This window comes from Neptuniibacter sp. PT8_73, from assembly GCF_047778045.1.
Taxonomy (GTDB): Bacteria; Pseudomonadota; Gammaproteobacteria; order Pseudomonadales; family Balneatricaceae; genus Neptuniibacter.
This window is the reverse complement of the sequence record NZ_CP180545.1, coordinates 1,167,888-1,188,871: the sequence shown is the minus strand read 5'-3', so window position 1 is coordinate 1,188,871 and position 20,984 is coordinate 1,167,888. Positions and strand designations below refer to the sequence as shown.

Sequence of the window (20,984 nt, the reverse complement as noted above, 5' to 3'; positions counted from 1 at the left end):
ATAGATGGTTAAATGATCGTTCGCTGCGCGCTTCTATTAATAGCCCTGTTTTTATCTAATCCTCTCATCGCTACTGGCCTACCTGTTGTTAAGTACATGATTGACGGACAACAGATACAGTTTACAGGCCAAAAAGTAGCTGAAGGTGGCGGCTATGTTTTTAACCCACTCGCAGATAAATCCGTTGTTATCTCTACGACGAACTGGCCACCCTATATCAGCGACGAGTCCTGCAGCAAAGGTTGGGCATTCGATCTAGCGATCTCAGTACTCACTAGCCGCGGTTATAAAGTCACCATCAAGTTTTTACCTTGGTCTCGCGCAGTGATGACCGTAGAAAGCGGTTGGGCTGATATTCTATATCCTGAATATTTCATTGAAGATTCAGCCCCTTCAGATCACTTCAAAAACACCTTTAGAAAAAGCCTAGTCGTGCTATCCAACCCTTTTCCTGGTGGCAATATCTCTTTAATGAAGCGGCGTAGCGACCCTAAATTTTATTTTGGGGATGTACAACATCTTCGCGGTATGAAAATAGGCGTGGTAAGGGGTTATCAAAACTCGCCAGAATTTGATGCGATGATGGATGATGGTCTATTTGAAGTATTTGCAGCAAACGATGATCTACAACTAGTTAAACTACTGTTAGCTAAACGAGTGGATCTGATTATCGGTGACCCTAAGGTATTTCGCTATTCAGTCGCAACCTCCAACCTACCCCAATTTATAAAACAACAGGCTGATGAGATCATGGAGGAAGTTGTGCCTGCAGTAAGCTATAACCCACTTCATTTTGCGGTGAGTCGTCAAAATGCAAACTGGGAGCAGCTAATAAAGGATATCAATGAAGGATTAAATGAACTCCAAGCCAATGGTGAGCTGGAACGTTTAATCAATGCCGAAACGGCTTGTGGGATGCATTAGATATAAATAAAAACAGGGGCCCGAAGGCCCCTGCGTTCTCAAGCGGGAAAATGCTTAAAGAAGATTGATTGGGTAATCCAAGATCAAACGGATATCGTTTACACGACCAATACCCTGAATTACGTCACCGTTCACGTGAGATACGCGAAGCTGTACGCTTAGATCTTTAGCTTTACCACTTTGTACAGTGTATTTAGCGTCGAAGTTAGTTTCGTGACGCTTACCGTCTGTACCACCAGCGTAGTCAACATCCCAAGACTGAGTGTGACGTGCCATTAGGTGAAGACCTGGAAGAGATGGCATATCGTAATCTACACGGAACTGCAGAGATTGCTCATCATCAGCATCGAAGTCTAGTAGCTGAACCGCACCGTAAGTGAAGTACTGAGAGTCGTCATTACGCTCAGTGCCGCTGCCGTCCCACTTGATGTTGTAACCATCGTCACCACCAACAGTTTGGTAGTTTACAGTGTAGGCCCAGTCACCTTTAGCAAAACGAGCTGTTAGGCTAGTTAGGTTACTGTCGTAATCAGCCAACAGGATACCGTCGTCAGAACCACGCATGTGACGCGCGTCTAGTGTTACATCGTACTCACCCATCTTAGTTGGGTAAGCTACGTTGAACCAAGACTGCTTCTTGTAATCGTCTGCAACAGCGTGCTGAACTTCAAGGCTCGCACCGTTAGCAAATTTGTAAGTACCACCTACAGAAGTGATGTCGTAGTCTTCACCGTTCGCTTCATACTTCTGGAAACCTTCGTCAGTATTACGAGAAGCTTCGTCAGAGTAGAATGCATATAGGCTCAGGTTGTCTAGAGCGATGTCACCGTAAATAGCTTGTGTGCTTGGTGCAGAAAGACGAGACTGAAGATCGTTCAGTAGTGGCGTCATCATTACCATGCGACCTGCACGGATGTTTACATTATCCAGAGGTTTCAGTTTAACGTATAGATTCTCAACCGCAGTGTAGCCTTTACCGCCAGTAGCCAACACGTCAGAAGTGTTAACTGTCTTGTCGTCTTCTAAAGCTACAACTTCAGTAACAGTTGCATCAAAACCAACGAAGCCACCAAAGTATGGAGAAGCAACATCTAGTTTGAACGCTTGACCCGCAGCAATAGTGTCTGGGATACCCTGATCAAAATCACGGTTCATGTAGAAAGTACGTAAACCTAAATCAACTTTAAAACCGTCATTTTGCGCTTCAGCCGCGATGCTGGAGCCGCTAGCTACTGCACCGAATGCCAGAGCCGCTACGCTTAGTTTTTTCTGAAACATAATAATGTAACAAACCTGAGTTATTATTTGCGAAGGTGGCTATTTTAAGAAAATAAAGGCAGGCTTTTTCTTTGTAATTTTCAGGTTTGCAGGGTTTAACGCTCGAAACTTGTGCGTTCGCAGAGGAATCCATCAAAAATGACAATTTTCGTCATTTTAATATCATTTTCGCTGGTGTTTTTTAGGTGAATACCCCATGAAGGGTGGAACTTTTTCTAACTTTTACAGTCTTTCGCAGCATCAAATAGCGCTTTCAAAGCGCATCTAACTATTCTTCTCGCCAATCAGTCATACCGTATTTCGAAAGTATTTCCTGTAGCTGACCGCTCTTGCTTAACCGCTCTATTCCATCAGACAGAATTTGAGCGTATTCCTGAGACTCATCTAAAACCGGAGAAAAAGCGATATAGGACTTTTCAAATTCCTTTGCACTACCTGCGACTTTAAATTGATCAGCCTTATTTAGTAGATTCGCGGTGTACCAAAAAACAGGTTCGGCTTCGACCAGCATATCGATCCGCTTTAAAGAAAGCATCTGAATACCCCTGTGAAGAGGCTGCTCGCTACCCAACATAGTCACACTATCTGAGGAATTGTTTTGAATATAGCCCCGCAATTCATCGCCATAATCGTAACCACTAATAGCAGCTAGTTGATGCCCTTGCAGCGATTCGACCCCTTGATACTGCCAATTCGAATCTTTATGTACAAAAAAGGTATTACCCAAAATTGCCAACTCTTGCTCAGGTAAAACAAACCCCGGCACATCGCCTTTAAAGGCACCAACTACTGCATTGATATGCCCTTTCTTCGCTTCCTGAATAGCACGAGACCAGTTCATCTCAATGTACTGAACCTCTATCCCCTTCTCTGCAAAAACTTCAGTAGCCACTTCAATCATAAAACCAGGTAAAGGCGCGTTAGCTTCACAGTTAAAAGGACACCAGCGATCTGCAGCGATCACGATTTTTTCTGTGGCTAATCCAATAGAACTGAATAGGAAGAAAATAACTGCGAAAAAGAACCTAAACATTTGAGATATCGCCGTCCAAAACATACATCAAGGCTTACAATGTAATACAGAAGAAAGGCGCCCTCAATACACCTAGGTCTAATAAGGTTTTACTCAGTATTACCCAATTCAAACTAGTAGGATCACTTCTTATACGCATAAAAAATCTTTAGCTTTCATTCAAGAAAAACAACTACTAGGCTTATCTAAGGTTCAGAGAGCAAGGGTAGTGCGTGGAAAAACCTGATTTAGAGCAACTACAACAACGACTAAACCTATTTGAAGCGATCGCCGATAACGCCACAGCCGTTATTGCTGCGAAAGATTTGGATGGTCGTTACCTCTATGTTAATCAAGAATATTCCCGTTTATTCCATGAAGAAAAGCATAGTTTCTGCGGCAGAACCGATCACGAAATATTCCCCGAAGATATTGCTACCGCTTTTCGACAAGCCGATTTACAAGTGATCGAAAAAAAGGAAGTCATTACAGTAGAAGAGAAAGCACCTGTAGACGGCGAGATTCGAGACTACCTATCGATAAAATTCCCCATAACCGATTCCGAAGGAAAAATATTTGCGACAGGCTTAGTCGCCACCGATATAACGGAACGAAAAGCAGCAGAACAAGAAGTCCTGCGTTTGTCCCGCGTCGATCATCTCACACAAGTAGCTAATCGCTCTCTACTCGAACAACGATTGGATGAAGCCATTGAAAAAGCAAAAGCCCATAACCAGTTGATCGGTGTAGCCATTGTAGATTTAGATGAATTTAAACCCGTTAATGACACCTACGGTCATCACGTGGGCGACTCAGTTTTGAAACTCATGGCGGAAAGACTTATGCACTCCTGTCGTAGTTCGGACACTGTTGCGCGATTAGGGGGGGATGAGTTTGTCGTAGTTTTAGAAGATCTAGAAACAATGCAGGATGCCATATCTTCACTCCACCGTAGCGTTGAGACTCTCCATGACACTTACCATATAGAATCAAAAACCATCAAACTTAGCGCGAGTGCCGGTCTTGCTTTCTACCCTCACAATGGCACCGAGATCATCGCACTGTTAAAAGCTGCAGACGAAGCGCTCTATAAAGCGAAGAGGCAAGGCAGGAACCAAGTACAAGTTGCCACAAATTAATCGATATCACTCAGATAAGTTGGGTTACATTGAGCACAACATACAAATCTGTATGAGAACCTCAAGATTACGCAAGCTCAAGATGATTGGTTGAATTTAACCTTGTAATTGATTCAGTTCTGGAGGCTTTTATTGGCTGATCCCTATCTTAAACCTCTCACTTACATGAGCTTCATAACCAGCTAACAACGTTGGAGTAACTACCAGAAAAATCAATTAAGTTGTATAATTACTGGGCAATTGGATTTTGCTCACTACTATATGGAAATAAACGTCGTATCATGATGTCTAACGCAGCTTTAGTTTCAAAGATAACAACGTGGGGCTTAATTGCTCTCTCAGCTGCGTTGTGTGCCCAATTTATCTGGCTTTTTGTTGTACCTAACACCATTTCTTTGCCCGATTCTCCATCTATTCAACAGAATATCCAGCCTGTCGAAAAAGCTCTCCTAACATACGATGCAATAACAAGTGCTAATTTATTCGGTATTCCGCAAAAAACGCCGATAAAGAAAGTAACAAAGCCTCAAAAAGTAACTCGGCTGAAAATAGAAGTTATCGGCATCATTAGCAGCGAGCATGAACGGAATGTCGCACTAATTAAATACAAAGGGAAAAGAGGCTCCGTTCTCGAAGGGGAATCTCTCAGCTACTTTGGATCGACTGACATTATCCTGACAAAAATAAATAAAGATCAAATTACAATCGATAACGATGGAAAAGATGAAATACTTCCGTTGAAGTCAGGCCAAGATAAAGACATTGGATTAACCCCCATAATCGAGATTAACGCTCAGTCTCAATCACCAACGAATGCCCAAGAAGCCCCACTGGTATCTTCATTTAACTTTACTAAAAACAGACGAGTGCAAAAATTTATCCGTAACTGGAGCAACCTACGTGCCCAGCAACCAAACTACCTTTCTCGTTTTGTTGTTCTAGAAGAAACAAGTAAAACTGATACGAAAGGCATTAGGGTGATAGCCGGCAAAGATCGCTCGCTTCTAGCACTAACCCCCATAAAGCCTGGCGATATCATTACGCACATAAATGAAAAAGCAGCTGGGAATTACTCCCAAGCCCAATTACTAGATTTAATAAAGAATTCATCACAGTTCTCTCTTCGTCTTCAACGAGAACAACAAACCCTGACCTTTGAAATTGAAATTTAACTATGAAAAAGACTAGCTTTATTTCAGTACTGCTGACTTGGTTCATTCTATCTTTTGCCCCCCAGGCAACCTTTGCAAAAGATTACAACCTGAACATGCAAGACGTTGAGATTCGTGATTTTATAAACACAATTGCAAAATTAGTGGGAAAAACCATCATCATCGATGAAAAGGTTAAAGGTAAAATTTCCATAGAAAGCCCCCAAGCGCTTACCAATGAGGAACTTTACGAAATATTCCTAATTCAATTAGGAATCAAAGGCTACACCGTCATTGATAACGGCTCAGGGATTCTAAAAGTTATTCCAGCTCAAGGTGCCAAACTACAAGGTGCTGAGGTTGGCTTTGGCATACCTGAAAGTAATAGCGAAAAGATAATCACCCAAGTCATCGAAGTAAAAAATGTTAATAGCAATCAACTCGCAGCGACACTTCGCCCTCTGGTAGATGCAAAGATTGGTGTGATCGCAGCATACGCCACGTCTAACGTAATATTGGTGACAGATAGAGCCTCCAACGTAAAACGAATCTCTAAAATCATTCAGGAAGTAGATAAAGCTGATTCACAGCGCCTATCTATAGTGAAGCTAAAAAACGCATCGGCAACCGAGTTAGAGCGAACACTTAATTCCTTAACTCAGCAACAGGGAAAAGAGCAAAACAGAACACCTGCCAAAATTTCCGCAGATACTCGGACCAATACTCTGATTATTCGAGCAGAACTGCCCGATTGGTTAAAACTAAAGAAAATCATCGAGCAGTTAGATGAAGAGGTCGAGAGTACAGCGAACCACAAAGTCATTTACTTAAAATACGCTAAAGCAGCAGATGTACTACCAGTATTAAAAGGCGTGAGCAGTAGTATTGTTGAAAACTCTTCTCAAAATAGCTCTGGTAAAGCCTCCCCTGTGGCGATCAAAGATGTGACCATCAACGCTCATGAACAAACCAACTCCATAATCATCTCTGGTGACCCTTCTATCATCAGCGACTTGGAAAACATCGTATCCAGCTTAGATATCCGAAGAGCTCAAGTAATGGTTGAGGCAATCATCGCTGAGATCAGTGATTCCAAAGCTCGTGAGCTAGGTGTGCAGTGGCTCTTTACTAACGATAATAAAGCAATTTCAGCAGTTAATTTCCCTGGCACAGGGAAAGGCATTGTGAACCTAGCAGCAGCTCAAACATCAGGCGATGAATTGGCAGGTTTTGCATCAGAAGGCTTTAACCTAGGTGTAGGCAAATTCCGAACCAATGGATTTTCTTTTGCCGCTCTATTACAAGCACTCTCGACTGATCAAGATGCAAATATCCTCTCCACTCCTAATCTAGTCACTTTAGATAACGAAGAAGCTAGTATTCACGTAGGTCAGGAAGTGCCCGTTATCACCGGATCAACAACTAGTTCGGATAACACAAACCCTTACCAAACGATCGAACGAAAAGACGTTGGTATCAAGCTCAAAATAAAACCTCAAATAAATGAAGGTAGTGCAATCCTGTTGGAAATCACTCAGGAGGTATCATCTATTTCAGGCTTACAAGCTTCGGATATTGTGACAGATAAACGAGTCATCGAAACGACGGTCTTAGTCGATGATGGTGCGATGCTAGCGCTTGGTGGCCTAATGACCGACGATGTTCAGGAGCAATACTCAAAAGTCCCTCTACTTGGAGATATCCCCGGTATAGGTAGAGCATTTCGTTCGGATCAAACCAAACGCACTAAGCGAAACCTTATGATCTTTATCCGTCCAAAAGTATTGATGGATCAGGCTTCAGCAACTACCGAATCGCGTAAAAAATACAATACTTTGTATGCGCAGCAAGAAAGCAAACATAAGCAAGGTATAAACCTAATGCCTGGTGAACAGCGCCCTACCCTTCCTTCTTGGGATGACGAAGAGTTAGCGCCTCAGTGGTACCTAAACCAGCCACTACCGAACCATGTGAATGAGCAAGGGCAAATTCAATATATTCCATCTGATCAATTTTTCTAAAGGTCATTATTAGAGAATGAAGCCGTCTACAATGCTCCCTTTTGGCTTTGCCAATAAACACAATGTTCTGATGATAGAGTCAGACTCAGGGGTCGCGATTTATTATTCTGATGAAACGCCTCTGCAGGCGTTAGGTGAAGTAAATAGACACATTAGTGGTATCCCCGTTTTTGAGAAAAAAGATGCAGATACACTAAAATCGGAGATTACCCAGCATTACAAATCTGCTGACACAAGCCTGGACAGCATTAATGACCTACATGAAACAGTGCAACTGGATGAGCTCAACCTCGACGACAATGCGACTGTAGACCTGTTAGATAGCCAAGACGATGCACCTGTAATTCGAATTATTAATGCATTATTTACCCAAGCGCTAAAGCAAAAGGCTTCCGATATTCATATCGAAACATTTGAAAACAGCATGTCCGTTAGGATTCGTGTAGATGGCGTGTTACAAGAGATCCTACAACCCGATCATCGTTGGGCACCTAGACTCATCTCTCGTATTAAAGTCATGGCCAAACTAGATATTGCCGAAAAGCGAGTTCCACAAGACGGAAGGGTTAGCCTTCGTATGGCAGGCCAAGCCTTGGACGTACGAGTCTCGACAATGCCATCTATTCATGGGGAACGCGTGGTTCTCCGATTACTGGAGAAACACACACAGCAATTAGAACTGACTCAGCTAGGCATGCCAGATTCTACTAGAAGAAAGCTAGTTGGCTTACTCAATCAACCCAATGGCATTATCTTGGTTACAGGGCCAACGGGCTCGGGTAAGACAACAACGCTCTATGCTGGACTCACGCTATTAAATGAAAAGTCTCGCAATATATTAACCGTAGAAGACCCAGTAGAGTACGCGCTAGAGGGGATCGGCCAGACACCTGTAAATACTAAAACAGGAATGTCGTTTGCTAAAGGCCTTAAAGCAATACTTCGTCAAGATCCAGATGTTGTAATGATTGGTGAAATTCGAGATGCAGAAACAGCGCAAATTGCAGTTCAAGCCAGCTTAACGGGTCACTTAGTTCTTTCAACTTTGCATACAAACGATGCCCTCGGAGCGATAACGCGTTTAACCGATATAGGTGTGGAACCTTATTTAATTTCGTCATCTCTTAAAGGTGTACTGGCTCAACGTCTAATCAGAACATTATGCCCTCACTGCAAAGAAGCAACAACACTGTCTTCCACGGATGCAGACAGACTAGGTAACGCCAAATTAGCTGGGCAACCCATATGCCAACCTAAAGGCTGCGACGAGTGTAATCATACCGGCTATGCGGGACGATTGGGCCTATACGAACTGTTACAAGTAACACCTGAATTAGCTCGTAACATCCACTCAAAAGTCAGTGAACATGACCTTAAAGGGGCTATAAAAAGCGACCATCGCAGCATGTTAGATGAAGGAATCAGTGCTATTTTAAAAGGCGAGAGCTCCGTCAATGAAGTTTTAAGAATGGTTAAGGACGCCTCGGATCATGCCTTCCTATGAATATCATGCGCTAGATAAAAGCGGCAAAAAACAGCGCGGATTTATTGATGCTGATTCAGAAAGGCAAGCACGCCAGAATCTCCGTGACCAACAGCTTTTACCAAACCGTTTAGTTGAAGTGAAAGAAACGAACAGCAAAAAGCGCACTCTTTTTGCTGGCAAGGTTTCGATACAGCACCTGTCACTGTTTACTCAACAACTTGCTGCACTCGTCCAATCTGGCGTTGCGATTGAAGATGCTCTACAAGCCACGTCTGAGCAAAGCACCCATAAACATTTAAAGGCTGCGTTACAGGGCGTGAAAAGTAAAGTCCGTGAAGGGCATACGATCGCAGAAGGCATGGCAGATTATCAAAACATTTTCCCACCTATCTACCGTGAGCTAATTCGCGCAGGGGAAAAGTCAGGCGAACTCGCTCAAGTACTCCTCCAACTTGCAGATTACACAGAAAGAAACCAACGCTTGCGCAACAACGTCATGCAAGCCTCTATTTACCCTATTGTTTTAACCTCGGTTGCGATAACAATTATTGGCCTACTCATGGCCTATGTAGTTCCGAAAGTAGTCGAACAATTTGATCATGTAGGCCAACAACTACCTTTGCTGACCAGAGTGATGATTTCTGTATCAGATTTTGTCGTTAATCATGGCGCTTGGCTAATAGCTGGCTTAATCGGCACTATCGTAGTCTGCAGTTATTTTTATAATAAACAGCATATAAAACTCCGCGTGCACAAAGTGTTTTTAAAAACACCATTTATCAAGAAAGTAGTGATCAACCTAGAGACCGCCCGCTTACTAAACACCCTAAATATCATGTTGCATAGTGGGGTTCCGCTACTCGATGCGCTCTATACCAGTCAGCAGACCAGTGGGAATTTACATTTTAAAAGCAAGTTACAAACGATTGCGGAAAAAGTGCGGGAAGGTGGCAGCTTAAATAAAGCCATGTCTACAGCGGGTTTGTTTCCCCCCATATCCATTTTTATGGTTGCGAACGGAGAGCTCAGTGGTGAATTAGCCACCGCGTTGAAAAAATCGGCAGAACAACAGGAACATCAACTCAACAGTATTATTTCCATTGTGACTAAGCTTATTGAGCCTGTGCTAATCATTGTTTTTGGCTTAATCGTGTTGGCCATCGTGCTCGCGATTCTATTACCAATTATGCAATTAAACGATCTTACCCAATTTTAAAAGGAACTAGACAGATGAGAAAACATTCTCGAAAGGATCAAGGTTTTACCTTATTGGAAATCATGGTTGTCATCGTAATTTTAGGTTTGCTTGTCGCAATCGTAGCTCCAAACGTTTTGCAAAACCAAGATATCGCGATGGTCGAAAAAGCCAAAGCGGATATTGCCTCGCTGGAAAACGCCCTAGATATGTACAAGCTAGATAACCACACCTACCCAACAACAGATCAGGGGCTAGAGGCTTTAACTGGCAAACCAAGTACTGGCCCAAGCCCTAAAAACTACAGAAGCGACGGCTATATTAAACGCCTACCTACTGACCCATGGGGCAATGAATATCAATACCTATCACCAGGTGAGCACGGTAAATACGATTTGTACTCTTTAGGAGCTGATGGCACTCATGGTGGTGAAGGCAACGGCAGTGACATCGCCAATTGGTAACCACCAGCGAGGATTTACCTTGCTGGAACTGATGGTCGTCATCACCTTAATTGGTTTGATGAGTGGTTTTGTTGTGGCCTACAGCTCCCACTCATCATCTCCAGAAACATTTCAAAGTAGAGTAAATGCGATTCTCTTTGAGATGAGTGAAAAATCGCTAATAGATCAACGTTGGTACGGCTTACAAATCGATGAACAACGTTTGAGAGTTATATCAATGGGGCCTAATGGTTGGGATACCAAAAGAAAAGATGGATGGATTGATATCCCAGCAGGGGTAACGCTGGAATTTGAACCCAGCCCTCATGAAGACCTGAAAGGTGTCGGTTTATACGCATCTCCAGATGGACTTCTAAGCCCTCACAAACTGATTTATAGCACAGTAGAAGAGCAGTTCGAAATAACTGGGCCTTATGCGATAAATGAAGAATAAGCATGTTATGAAAGGGTGTACTTCATCACAGAAACACGCCCCTAAAAGACAATTGGGTTTTACGCTGCTTGAAGTAATGGTTGCTCTATCCATTCTTGCAGTCGCTGCGGCTGCAATTGTACAGGCGACCTCCTCCTCATTAAGACATGCTGGCCATATATCAGATCGTCAGTTGGCTATGTGGGTAGCCCATAATGCATTAGAAACAGCCATGCTTCCGAATCAGAGGTCAGACAATTATGGTGAATCAAAATTCGCAGGAAGGGACTTTTGGTGGCGAATTAAAAAAGATAAAACCAGTGTAGAAAACTTCTCTAAACTCACGGTCACAGTCTCATTATCAGATAATAAAGACTATGTTCTAGCAACACTGATTGGTTACAGGGATCAATCATAATGCTACAACGTAAATATCAAGCGGGCTTTACGCTAATAGAGCTAATCATCGCCATTGCCATCACAGCTATCATCGGGATTGCAGCTCAAAGCATGCTGGATGTAATGCTAAGAGGTAAATCCCAGCTAAGCCAACAACAAGAACGTTTGAGTAACTTAGATAACTCGCTCAGAGTCATTCAAAGAGATCTGCAACAGATCACCCCAAGAACACTAACTGGGGAAGACTTTATAACGCCAAACTTAGGTCTCCTGCTCCGCCCACAAAGTCAGGCTGTCGGCTCAACCTTTATGGAATTCATTCGATTCAGCACCACACCAAAACCAAATCAAACATATCCTGACCTAATCCGTGTTCGATACAAATTAATTGATGGTGACCTGATTCGAGAACAACAACCCTTTCCACAAAACCCACTAATACCTATTCCATGGCATCGGATCCGCTTACTTCAAGGTCTAGAAGAACTCAACATTAGTCTGTTCCAACAGAATTGGGAGCTGCTATATACAGATTTAAAAAGCGATAACCTTCCACAAGCCATCAAGTTTGAGTTTGGACACCCTAACTGGGAGGTAGCAGAACTCATAGTAGGACTACCAGGGGGTGATCTAATTGAGCCCTAAACGTCAAAGAGGCGCTGCCCTGCTGGTTACCCTCACCCTCGTATCTATTTTAACGATCATCGCTTCCGAGCTGTATAAAATGACACGTGATAACAGTAATCGACTTGCAAGTGTTCAGGATCTAGAGCAAGCACAGTGGTATGCCTTAAGTGGAGAACAACACAGTTATATTCTTGCAAAAGAACTGATTGAGAAACCAGCTGTACATAATGCAGTACCCGTGCAATTCCCTATTGCACAAGGAAACATGACTATTCAGCTAAACCCTGTGCATAACTGCTTTAACATCAACAGCTTAGATTCACATAAAACAAACAAAGAACAACGAGTACCTAACCCAGAACGCCCTTTTGCAATCAAAGCCCTACAACAACTTCTAATCAATCATAATATTGACTCGCTCACGGCTAAATCCTTTACTAGCAGAGCTGCTGATTGGATTGATGAAGATTCAGACCCAATCGATGCCCAAGGCCTAGAAAGAAGCAGCCCAACGACACCATTACCGGTAAACGGGCATCTACAAAATATAAATGAACTGAAACAACTCGATATTTTATCGGATGAACAATTCAGCAATATCTCTGAACTTTTATGTGCAAGAACCGGGGATACGCGCTTGGCGATAAACCCCAATGATTTAGAAGAAAAACACGCGACTTTAATCAGTGCACTCTCTCATGGTGTACTCGATACAGCAGATGCCAAACAGATTATTCAATCAAAACCGGCGGACGGCTACAGCGATATTAATAGCTTTATTCAATCTTTACAGACCGATGGAAAAAACCTTCCAACTGAAATCAATCATGCTTTCCATCTAGAAAGAAATTATTTTAAAACTCGCATTCAAGTAATGTACGAACGCTCTCGGGTTGAGCTTAATGCTTATTTTTCAACTGATGGTGAAAAAGCCCAAACCCTATCGCGGTATTACGGAGTTATGCCATGAAAGATCTTTTGGTCATTCGATTCATCGAAGATAGCAATCGATGTGAATGGGGTATTTCATCCCCGCAACAGCCAATGAGATATGGCCAAGGTTCTTTGGAAGAGCTAAAGCAAGCTATAGAGCCATTCTCGCAAATAGCCTGCCACTGTTTTTTACCATCAGAAACCGCAACAGTAGTCACTGCTGAGCTACCCAATACATCTAAAGCAGCCTATAGCGGTATCCCATTTCAAATAGAAGAGTTAATCAGTAATCCGATTGAAGATAACCATATTGCTTATTACCCCGAACGCTCCCTGTCGCCAGAAGTGTTAGTATGTGATCGACAGAAATTATCAACGTGGATAGAAGCACTTGAGACACTGGATATAGATCTAAAACTACTGTCTATAGATTGCTTCTTACTGCCTATCAGTGAAGAAACACTTTATATAGAAGATCAACGGGTCATTAGCTTTACAACAGACTTTAAAGGTGCGATTCCGATATCACTGTTTGAACACATGCAAAGTCAAAGTGACTCTGAAAACCTTAATATTCAGAACGCCGACGACGATTCGAATATACTCTTAGCAAGTTATTTAGAATCACCAAAAGGCTTTAAACCAATAAATATTCTTGTTGGTGAGTTCGCTACGTTTAGTGCCTTTGAGCAAAATAAAAAGCTTCTTTTACCTCCCGCTATAGTTGCTCTGTGCACGCTTATACTCTGGCTTGGCTCTTCGCTATACAACAACCATTTGATGGAAAAACAGATCAAGCACATCGATCAACAGATGGTCCAACTTTATAAGAAAATTTACCCTCAGGCACGTCGTGTAATCAACCCTGTCGGGCAGATGCGAGCTAATTTAAGAGAGCAATCAGGCCAAACAAACAACAGCGCATTTATTCCATTCTTAAGCTCTATCACGCCTTTACTGGCCCCCAAAGAACTCGAAATCACAAGTATTCGATATTCAGAAGATTCAGGCGTTATGAGAATCATATTACAAGCTAGCAGTTTCCCTCCCCTAGAAACCTTAAGAGAGAAATTAAAAACTGTGAGCACTACTGCGCAGCTGGGTGATTTGACACAAACAGAAAATGGCGTCAATGGCACGTTAATCATTAACTCTCCAAGCAAAGGAGAAGCACAATGATAAAAGATTACTTAAATAACCTAAGCTCAACAGAAATCAGAACACTAACCATAGCACTGCCATTTGTAGTCTTAGCACTGTGTTGGTTATTGATCATAAAACCTACACTGAACAGTGAGCAGATGCTCTATCAGCAATTAGACGCAAAACTGCGCGACTACCAATGGATGCAACAAGCGCAATATCAAGTTAGCACCTCAGCAAATAAAGCTGAGCAGAAACAAGCATCCAATCTACGTCAGTCTGTTCACAACGCGTTTAGCAGTCAGCAAATAAAGCTCACACGTATGAATAGCGTTACAGAAGAAGAAATATCATTCACACTCTCTAATGTCGCATTCAACAACGTAATCAAAAGCATCACAGCGCTTGAGAATAAAGGTGTAACCCTCACCCAGATCCACATCACCCCGGCAGAAGATGCGGGGAATATAAATGCCAACCTTACATTTGGTAAATAACCCATGAAAATTGCAATTACCATCTTTATCAGTAGTTTTGTTTTGGCATTTGTTTTAACGACCCCTGCACGTTTCATCGAACAACAATTTGCTGAGCAAGGTTTTCAAGTCTCGCAATTTCGCGGCGACCTGCTTTCGGGGAAAGGCACTCTGGAAAACCAACATTTCAGCTGGAAGCTCAATGGTTTTTCAATAACCTCGCTATCACCACAGTGGTTAATAACCTTCGACAATCAAAGTCAGATTAGCCTATCTAGCTCCATCTCAATGGATGAAATTTACAGAATAGAATACCAAGCTCCGTTGCAAACACTGTCCAATATCCCAAGAGCAATCAAAGGCAATCTTTACTTTACTACCGATAGCTGGAACCCCAACCACTGTAATGAAATATCTAAAGTTAACTTGGCTCTGAAAGATGTCAGAATTTCGGGAAGCGAACATCCACCAGCAGAGATAGGATTCACTGCCGAATGCACAAACAACAACTGGATTTTGATCCCACAACGCTCTAACGGCAATTTTTATTTAACCGGCTCGATAAGAATGCTATCCCCTACCGATTTTCAATCGCAACTCGCCATATCAGCAAAGAAAAAAGAGAATCTTCAACTGCTAAGCGATGCGTTAGAAATACCGGCTGAAAGAGGGAAAATCCAACTACCAAATATTATTTGAGTAAGTTCTCTATTGCCCTAACTCCATCCATATAACTATGCATGGTAGCTTTGGTTGCATTGCGTTCGGCAATGGCCTCGGCAGCCAGCCTGTATTTCGGTTCATCTAGCAACCGACGCAATGTTATTAAAATATCTTGTGGAGAAGATTGCGGGGGAACATTCAAACCAATATTTAATTTCTCAATTAAACGCGTATTCTCAACTTGCTCTAACTGCGCAGGTAACACCAACTGCGGCTTACCTTTACTTAAACTCTCTGCAACCAACTCTTTACTCGCATGATTCACAACAATATCTGCCGTTTTCAGTAGCTCTGAAAGGTCTACTGGATAATCAAGCAATTGAATTTTCGAATGAATATCGGAAGGAATATTGAGTTTCGCTAAGCCATTACAACAACAAATCACATCAAAACCACTTTCGGCTAACACTCTGATCATGATGCCAGTATTTTTCGCATGCGCTTTTAAATAAGCAAAGACTTTAGGTTTTCCGTTTTCGGCCCAATTAGCCTTCGCAGTGAACAAGTTGTTTTTAACCGACTCAATATAATATGTGGTCGAGCGATCGCGCTGATAATGATCGAGCTCGGGCAACGTTGTCATCAATAAGAAATTAGATGAAAAGAGATCACCTAGGTATTTAATAGTCTTCCGTTCCGGATCTAAGATCTTATTTACCGTCTGAACCACCTTACCTTCGTGCCTAACCGCTATGCTTTCAATTCCATCAACCCAAGGCGTTAATATTCGGCAAGGTAAGCCAGGTTTTAATTCGGCAAAACCCGATCCAATAATAACTTTCTTACAGTCCATTTTATTGGCTGCAATCAGCGCTGTTGGCGCGTAATCACAAATAAGTAAATCAGGTTTTACCAAGTCAAAAATGCTCCGCCAGCTCTTTACCATCTGCTCAAGAGCATAGCGATTACTGTAACCATACTGCATTAAAATACTTGCAATACAGGCTGTAGCTTTCGGTTTGTCTTCCGAGGTTAGCGCATAAGGGACAGGTAGTACCTTAAGCTCTTCAGGAAACTCAAAACGATATAAAACCCCAAGCCCCTTAGTAACTAAAGTAACCTGATGACCACGCTCAATCAGTGTCGTTATAAACGGGGCTAGATGGGTTAAATGCCCTAACCCACCACCAAATTCCCACGCAACTAGAATATTCGCCAAACCGCCACCTTAACCATTATGTACGAAATGGTTCGAAGGCAATAACACACGAGAGCCATCTTGTAATAGTTTTTCTACCGCTTTTTCATAGGTTGCATCATATTGTTCGCGCTTCAGGCCTTCCAAAGTGTTTCGAATAAAATGACACAGATTAGCGGCATATAAACCTGAGGAATAAAGACCATAATATTGCTTCGATAAGCGAGTGCCACCTAGCACAATATCTCGCATAATATTGGGAGAGAAAAGGCCGACGCCTTCAATAGAAGTTACACGATGACAACTAAACAGATTATCCACCATCGTAGGCCCTATAATTGTCCTTGGAAGGTCCCCATCATGCCACTCAGCCAAACAAGCTTCTGCGCTTGAAAGGTAATGCTCTAACGTACCGTTATCACGATCAAAAAACATAAACGCATTATTATGACCATGTTTAGTTATAAACCTTCCCCGGTTATCTGTATGTGGCCTAATAAATACCTCTTTCGCAAAACCAGCACCCGCTAGACTCTCAAGCGTTAGTTTCTTTGGCGAAAAAATCAAAATATCTGCATCTAACCAAAAGACTCGATCGTAGGAATCAAATAACTCTTTGATCCATCGAAGGCGACAAATGTCTGTTAGTGCATAAATCTGATTCGAACAAATACGCTTTTCATGCTCCGTAGCATAGTCAAAAAAGGCATCGTTCTTCCATAGATAGGTATAACCTTCCTGCTCTGCCCATATTTGCGCAGAACGCATACAAGAAGCTAACCAAGCAGGAACATCATGCTCCCGAAATGACTGAATAACCGCTGTTCTCACTGCTGTTTCTTCCTTAAAAACTCATCTTCGACTATCAACTAAATGATTGCTGCTGTCTACAAGGAGGGAGCAATGAAAGATTCAGATATTAAAGATAACGGCAATCAGCGTCTGACTGATAGATATCTCCCCGAGCATTACCTCTGGAAGTAAGGTGATATAACGCGCCCGCAAACTCGATTCTTAGCGGTCTAGACATGATTCACACTCCTTGTGAATTTATGCCTAAAATAACAAGATTTAACTAAAAACTAAACGGCAAAAATGAAACAACAAAAAGCCAATTATGCACAATGCAAGACCTGACCCTTGGGTTTTTCATTTTTTTCAGGTTATTAAATTCACGACTTTAATTTTAAATACTCTAGCCTTTTAACCCATCGTTTATCTATCTCATCCCTTCTTGATATTATCACTCTATATACATGATTTTTAATATCATTATCTGACGGATAATCAAATCTATCTAGGGCATCAAAAAACCTATTATATTCCTTTTCACCTATATGAATATCACGTTCAGAAACATCTAACGCGGAAAGAACATAATCGAGCATAAAGATACCACCCTGCAATATATCAAGATCTAATTTCCCATCAAAATACAACGAAAGCCTAAAGAAAAATGTTTTTACCAAAAATGATGGGCTTTGATCGACTACAAGAGGATCACCATTAATACCTACAACATCAATATTTCTATATTCTTTACCAAGGACACCTTCACAAAAACAATCAAATGTTTTATTTAACCATGGTGCAGGATAAAAATCACACAAAGAAAAAATTGACCCGCTTAATAAACCGCCTCTATCAACATCATTAAATAACTTACTATACATCAGCTTTTCAGCATCAGCAGGCGTTAAAATAGGGACAAGCGCCCATAAAACTACTGGAGGAATATAATTATACAGCTCACCTTTAAGGAAAATTCCTTTATAGTCCTTCAGCTCTTTTCTTGATATGCGATTACCTTCTTTATAATAACGCTCAATCCCCTTCCATTCAGCAGTTCTCTCATCCAACCAAGCAGGATCTTCTATTTTCCACAAATACTCAAAGCCTTTAAGCTTATTTTCATGTCCAAACAAAATTAAGGTGCCTCACAAATATTTTCGAAGTAATCATCATTTACAGGCATTTCTGCAGCTGCTGATCGTAATTCCTCTAAATTTTCACTCATAAGAATATCAGCAACAAAATTTTCAGCATCAGAAATTAAAGGTATATCGACAAAAAGGTATCCCCACGCTCCTAAAGCATCCTCAAATTTTTCTACCATTGTTTCCTTGAGTTGTTCAAACTGCTCCTCAGATAACTCTCCTTGACTGATCTGTTCTTTCAATTGTTTAACCTCTTCGCCAAAGAAGTCATTCAACATTTTACCTAGGAGTTCCTCGACTTTACCCTCACCTACTTTATGGTAGTAAAAAGTTCTCAGATTGAAAGGTTTTACTCTGGCTTCACCAATACCTTTGTCTTTTTCAACTGATAAATAATTTTGTTCATATTCTCCGATACGATACCCTACAGATTTCAAAAACACCTTTGGTAATATATCGGTAGGCGTTTGAGAGATCCACTTTTGTAAAGCTTTAAACTTGACCTCAGAATTCAATTGCTCATCCAATATTACATTAGAAGTATTAATCCAAGGGGTCGCGGTAGAAATATAAGATTTATTATTACTACCTTTTTCCATGACATATCGTTTACCAATTTTTTTAAACTTGTTCCAACTTCTAGTTTCCCTTTTCCAAACCTGAAACCAAGTCTCTGTTTTATATGGTTTAATACCTTCCCAAAATGGATTTTTACCCCAATGGTCATCATTTAAGGCATTTCGAGAGCAAAGGGCCACAGGGTCCAAAGGGCCACAGGGTCAGGTCTTGCATTGTGCAAAACTCGCTATTTTTCGACTTACCGTCGAATAGCTAACACCGAAATAATCACCAATTTCCTTCATTGTATAATGACCACTTTTATAAGCTTTAAACATAGCCTCATCATCATTTAAGTACTTCTGACCATAATGAGGTAATTCCTTCTTGGTGCCCCTCTTTTGTAATTTTGGTATCTCATCTAAATTGGTTTCTTCTGATGCTTTACACTGAACCTCATCAATAAAAGCATCGGGACCAAGATAGATTTGATTCTTGAGCTCTTCCCAAGGAGAAGGTTGGTTTAATCCGTGCCTAACGAACTGTTCATAAGCCTGTTGAGCATTGGGCTTGTTTTCACCAAACAAAGACAAAATACTGCTGGTAGATAAACAATCTAGCGGCTGACACTTTCCGACCATGGCCCGATAACTACTCCAAGGCCATTCCTCTGCTGAATAAATCATTCTCGCTCTAACAGGATTTAGAACGATATATCGGCTAAGTTCTAATAGATAACTATCTTTATCTACCAGAATACCTTTATAACGTCCTTGAAAGAGATGTCCTACTCTTCGATAGGTTCGGTTGAAGTATTGAGTGTAGACCCCGTTAAGCTGCCTCATTCCTTTAGACAGGTTTGCATCGCCTGTTTCAATCAAAAGATGATAGTGATTATCCATCAAACAATAAGCATGGCAGGCCCAATTGAAGCGAACACAAACATCAGTTAACAAACTTAGAAAGTAACGGCGATCAGCGTCTGACTGATAGATATCTCCCCGAGCATTACCTCTGGAAGTAAGGTGATATAACGCGCCCGCAAACTCGATTCTTAGCGGTCTAGACATGATTCACACTCCTTGTGAATTTATGCCTAAAATAACAAGATTTAACTAAAAACTAAACGGCAAAACTTAAACAAAAAAAGCCAATTATGCACAATGCAAGACCTGACCCTTGGGTTCCTTGGGTTCGGTTGAAGTATTGAGTGTAGACCCCGTTAAGCTGCCTCATTCCTTTAGACAGGTTTGCATCGCCTGTTTCAATCAAAAGATGATAGTGATTATCCATCAAACAATAAGCATGGCAGGCCCAATTGAAGCGAACACAAACATCAGTTAACAAACTTAGAAAGTAACGGCGATCAGCGTCTGACTGATAGATATCTCCCCGAGCATTACCTCTGGAAGTAAGGTGATATAACGCGCCCGCAAACTAGATTCTTAGCGGTCTAGACATGATTCACACTCCTTGTGAATTTATGCCTAAAATAACAAGATTTAACTAAAAACTAAACGGCAAAACTTAAACAAAAAAAGCCAATTATGCACAATGCAAGACCTGACCCTTGGGTTCTATTGATAGGTTCTGTTGAAGTATTGAGTGTAGACCCCGTTAAGCTGCCTCATTCCTCTAGACAGGTTTGCATCGCCTGTTTCAATCAAAAGATGGTAGTGGTTATCCATCAAACAATAAGCATGGCAGGCCCAATTGAAACGAATACAAACATCAGTTAACAAACTTAAAAAATAACGGCGATCAGCATCTGACTGATAGATATCTCCCCGAGCATTACCTCTGGAAGTAAGGTGATATAACGCGCCCGCAAACTCGACTCTTAGCGGTCTAGACATGATTCACACTCCTTGTGAATTTATGCCCAAAATAAAAGATTTAACTAAAAACTAAACGGCAAAACTTAAACAAAAAAAGCCAATTATGCACAATGCAAGACCTGACCCTTGG

Annotated in this window: 23 protein-coding genes; 14 read left to right on the top strand and 9 right to left on the bottom strand. The window is 41.6% G+C overall.

Features of this window, described 5'->3' with window-relative positions:
* Window positions 1-12: 12 nt before the first annotated feature.
* On the top strand, window positions 13-924 hold the full coding sequence (locus tag ACMXYN_RS05090; protein WP_415893782.1) for a substrate-binding periplasmic protein: 912 nt from the start codon (window positions 13-15) through the stop codon (window positions 922-924).
* Window positions 925-978: 54 nt separating this feature from the next.
* On the opposite strand, the gene ACMXYN_RS05085 is transcribed toward ACMXYN_RS05090, so the two are convergent.
* Together ACMXYN_RS05085 and ACMXYN_RS05080 are read right to left on the bottom strand one after the other, a co-directional pair.
* Window positions 979-2,202 carry an OprD family outer membrane porin gene (locus ACMXYN_RS05085; RefSeq protein WP_415890606.1) on the bottom strand — a complete coding sequence of 408 codons (1,224 nt, stop codon included), beginning with the start codon at window positions 2,200-2,202 and terminating at the stop codon, window positions 979-981.
* A gap of 268 nt (window positions 2,203-2,470) precedes the next feature.
* Window positions 2,471-3,235 carry a substrate-binding periplasmic protein gene (locus ACMXYN_RS05080; protein WP_415893781.1) on the bottom strand — a complete coding sequence of 255 codons (765 nt, stop codon included), beginning with the start codon at window positions 3,233-3,235 and terminating at the stop codon, window positions 2,471-2,473.
* Between the two features lie 212 nt (window positions 3,236-3,447).
* Between ACMXYN_RS05080 and ACMXYN_RS05075 the strand changes: the two genes are divergently transcribed.
* From ACMXYN_RS05075 to ACMXYN_RS05015, 13 genes are all read left to right on the top strand, one after another.
* Entirely contained in the window at window positions 3,448-4,353 is a 906-nt protein-coding gene (locus tag ACMXYN_RS05075; protein ID WP_415893780.1) for a diguanylate cyclase domain-containing protein, read from the top strand.
* Window positions 4,354-4,634: 281 nt separating this feature from the next.
* The gene (locus ACMXYN_RS05070; RefSeq protein WP_415893779.1) at window positions 4,635-5,525 is read left to right on the top strand and encodes a type II secretion system protein N; all 891 of its coding nucleotides are present in this window, start codon (window positions 4,635-4,637) and stop codon (window positions 5,523-5,525) included.
* 2 nt (window positions 5,526-5,527) lie between these two features.
* Window positions 5,528-7,525, top strand: coding sequence for a type II secretion system secretin GspD (gene gspD / locus ACMXYN_RS05065; protein ID WP_415893778.1), 1,998 nt, complete (start codon window positions 5,528-5,530; stop codon window positions 7,523-7,525).
* Between the two features lie 16 nt (window positions 7,526-7,541).
* On the top strand, window positions 7,542-9,029 hold the full coding sequence (gene gspE, locus ACMXYN_RS05060; RefSeq protein ID WP_415893777.1) for a type II secretion system ATPase GspE: 1,488 nt from the start codon (window positions 7,542-7,544) through the stop codon (window positions 9,027-9,029).
* Window positions 9,016-10,227, top strand: coding sequence for a type II secretion system inner membrane protein GspF (gene gspF, locus ACMXYN_RS05055; RefSeq protein WP_415893776.1), 1,212 nt, complete (start codon window positions 9,016-9,018; stop codon window positions 10,225-10,227). The genes gspE and gspF overlap by 14 nt, the downstream gene beginning before the upstream one ends.
* A gap of 14 nt (window positions 10,228-10,241) precedes the next feature.
* The gene (gene gspG, locus ACMXYN_RS05050; protein ID WP_415893775.1) at window positions 10,242-10,670 is read left to right on the top strand and encodes a type II secretion system major pseudopilin GspG; all 429 of its coding nucleotides are present in this window, start codon (window positions 10,242-10,244) and stop codon (window positions 10,668-10,670) included.
* A complete protein-coding gene (locus tag ACMXYN_RS05045) occupies window positions 10,621-11,103 on the top strand; it encodes a type II secretion system protein (protein WP_415893774.1) in 483 nt (160 codons plus the stop codon). Before gspG ends, ACMXYN_RS05045 begins: the two co-directional genes overlap by 50 nt.
* A complete protein-coding gene (gspI, locus tag ACMXYN_RS05040; protein ID WP_415893773.1) occupies window positions 11,093-11,500 on the top strand; it encodes a type II secretion system minor pseudopilin GspI in 408 nt (135 codons plus the stop codon). Before ACMXYN_RS05045 ends, gspI begins: the two co-directional genes overlap by 11 nt.
* Window positions 11,500-12,126, top strand: a complete 627-nt coding sequence (gene gspJ, locus ACMXYN_RS05035; RefSeq protein ID WP_415893772.1) for a type II secretion system minor pseudopilin GspJ — start codon at window positions 11,500-11,502, stop codon at window positions 12,124-12,126. Before gspI ends, gspJ begins: the two co-directional genes overlap by 1 nt.
* Complete coding sequence (gspK, locus tag ACMXYN_RS05030) at window positions 12,116-13,078, top strand: type II secretion system minor pseudopilin GspK (protein ID WP_415893771.1); 963 nt, start codon at window positions 12,116-12,118, stop codon at window positions 13,076-13,078. Before gspJ ends, gspK begins: the two co-directional genes overlap by 11 nt.
* A complete protein-coding gene (gene gspL, locus ACMXYN_RS05025; protein WP_415893770.1) occupies window positions 13,075-14,220 on the top strand; it encodes a type II secretion system protein GspL in 1,146 nt (381 codons plus the stop codon). Before gspK ends, gspL begins: the two co-directional genes overlap by 4 nt.
* Window positions 14,217-14,681, top strand: a complete 465-nt coding sequence (gene gspM / locus ACMXYN_RS05020) for a type II secretion system protein GspM (protein ID WP_415893769.1) — start codon at window positions 14,217-14,219, stop codon at window positions 14,679-14,681. Before gspL ends, gspM begins: the two co-directional genes overlap by 4 nt.
* A 3-nt stretch (window positions 14,682-14,684) precedes the next feature.
* Entirely contained in the window at window positions 14,685-15,359 is a 675-nt protein-coding gene (locus ACMXYN_RS05015) for a hypothetical protein (RefSeq protein WP_415893768.1), read from the top strand.
* Here the strand turns inward: ACMXYN_RS05015 and ACMXYN_RS05010 are convergent.
* The 7 genes from ACMXYN_RS05010 to ACMXYN_RS04980 form a co-directional block, all read right to left on the bottom strand.
* Entirely contained in the window at window positions 15,352-16,542 is a 1,191-nt protein-coding gene (locus ACMXYN_RS05010; protein ID WP_415893767.1) for a glycosyltransferase, read from the bottom strand. The genes ACMXYN_RS05015 and ACMXYN_RS05010 overlap by 8 nt on opposite strands.
* A 9-nt stretch (window positions 16,543-16,551) precedes the next feature.
* Window positions 16,552-17,352, bottom strand: coding sequence for a hypothetical protein (locus ACMXYN_RS05005; protein WP_415893766.1), 801 nt, complete (start codon window positions 17,350-17,352; stop codon window positions 16,552-16,554).
* Window positions 17,353-17,693: 341 nt separating this feature from the next.
* Window positions 17,694-18,446 carry a hypothetical protein gene (locus tag ACMXYN_RS05000; protein WP_415893765.1) on the bottom strand — a complete coding sequence of 251 codons (753 nt, stop codon included), beginning with the start codon at window positions 18,444-18,446 and terminating at the stop codon, window positions 17,694-17,696.
* A 2-nt stretch (window positions 18,447-18,448) separates the two neighbouring features.
* Window positions 18,449-19,225 carry a hypothetical protein gene (locus ACMXYN_RS04995; protein ID WP_415893764.1) on the bottom strand — a complete coding sequence of 259 codons (777 nt, stop codon included), beginning with the start codon at window positions 19,223-19,225 and terminating at the stop codon, window positions 18,449-18,451.
* A 12-nt stretch (window positions 19,226-19,237) separates the two neighbouring features.
* A complete protein-coding gene (locus tag ACMXYN_RS04990; protein ID WP_415893763.1) occupies window positions 19,238-20,086 on the bottom strand; it encodes a transposase in 849 nt (282 codons plus the stop codon).
* Window positions 20,087-20,138: 52 nt separating this feature from the next.
* The gene (locus ACMXYN_RS04985; RefSeq protein ID WP_415894464.1) at window positions 20,139-20,402 is read right to left on the bottom strand and encodes a transposase; all 264 of its coding nucleotides are present in this window, start codon (window positions 20,400-20,402) and stop codon (window positions 20,139-20,141) included.
* Window positions 20,403-20,593: 191 nt separating this feature from the next.
* Window positions 20,594-20,872, bottom strand: a complete 279-nt coding sequence (locus ACMXYN_RS04980) for a transposase (protein WP_415893762.1) — start codon at window positions 20,870-20,872, stop codon at window positions 20,594-20,596.
* Window positions 20,873-20,984: the final 112 nt, after the last annotated feature.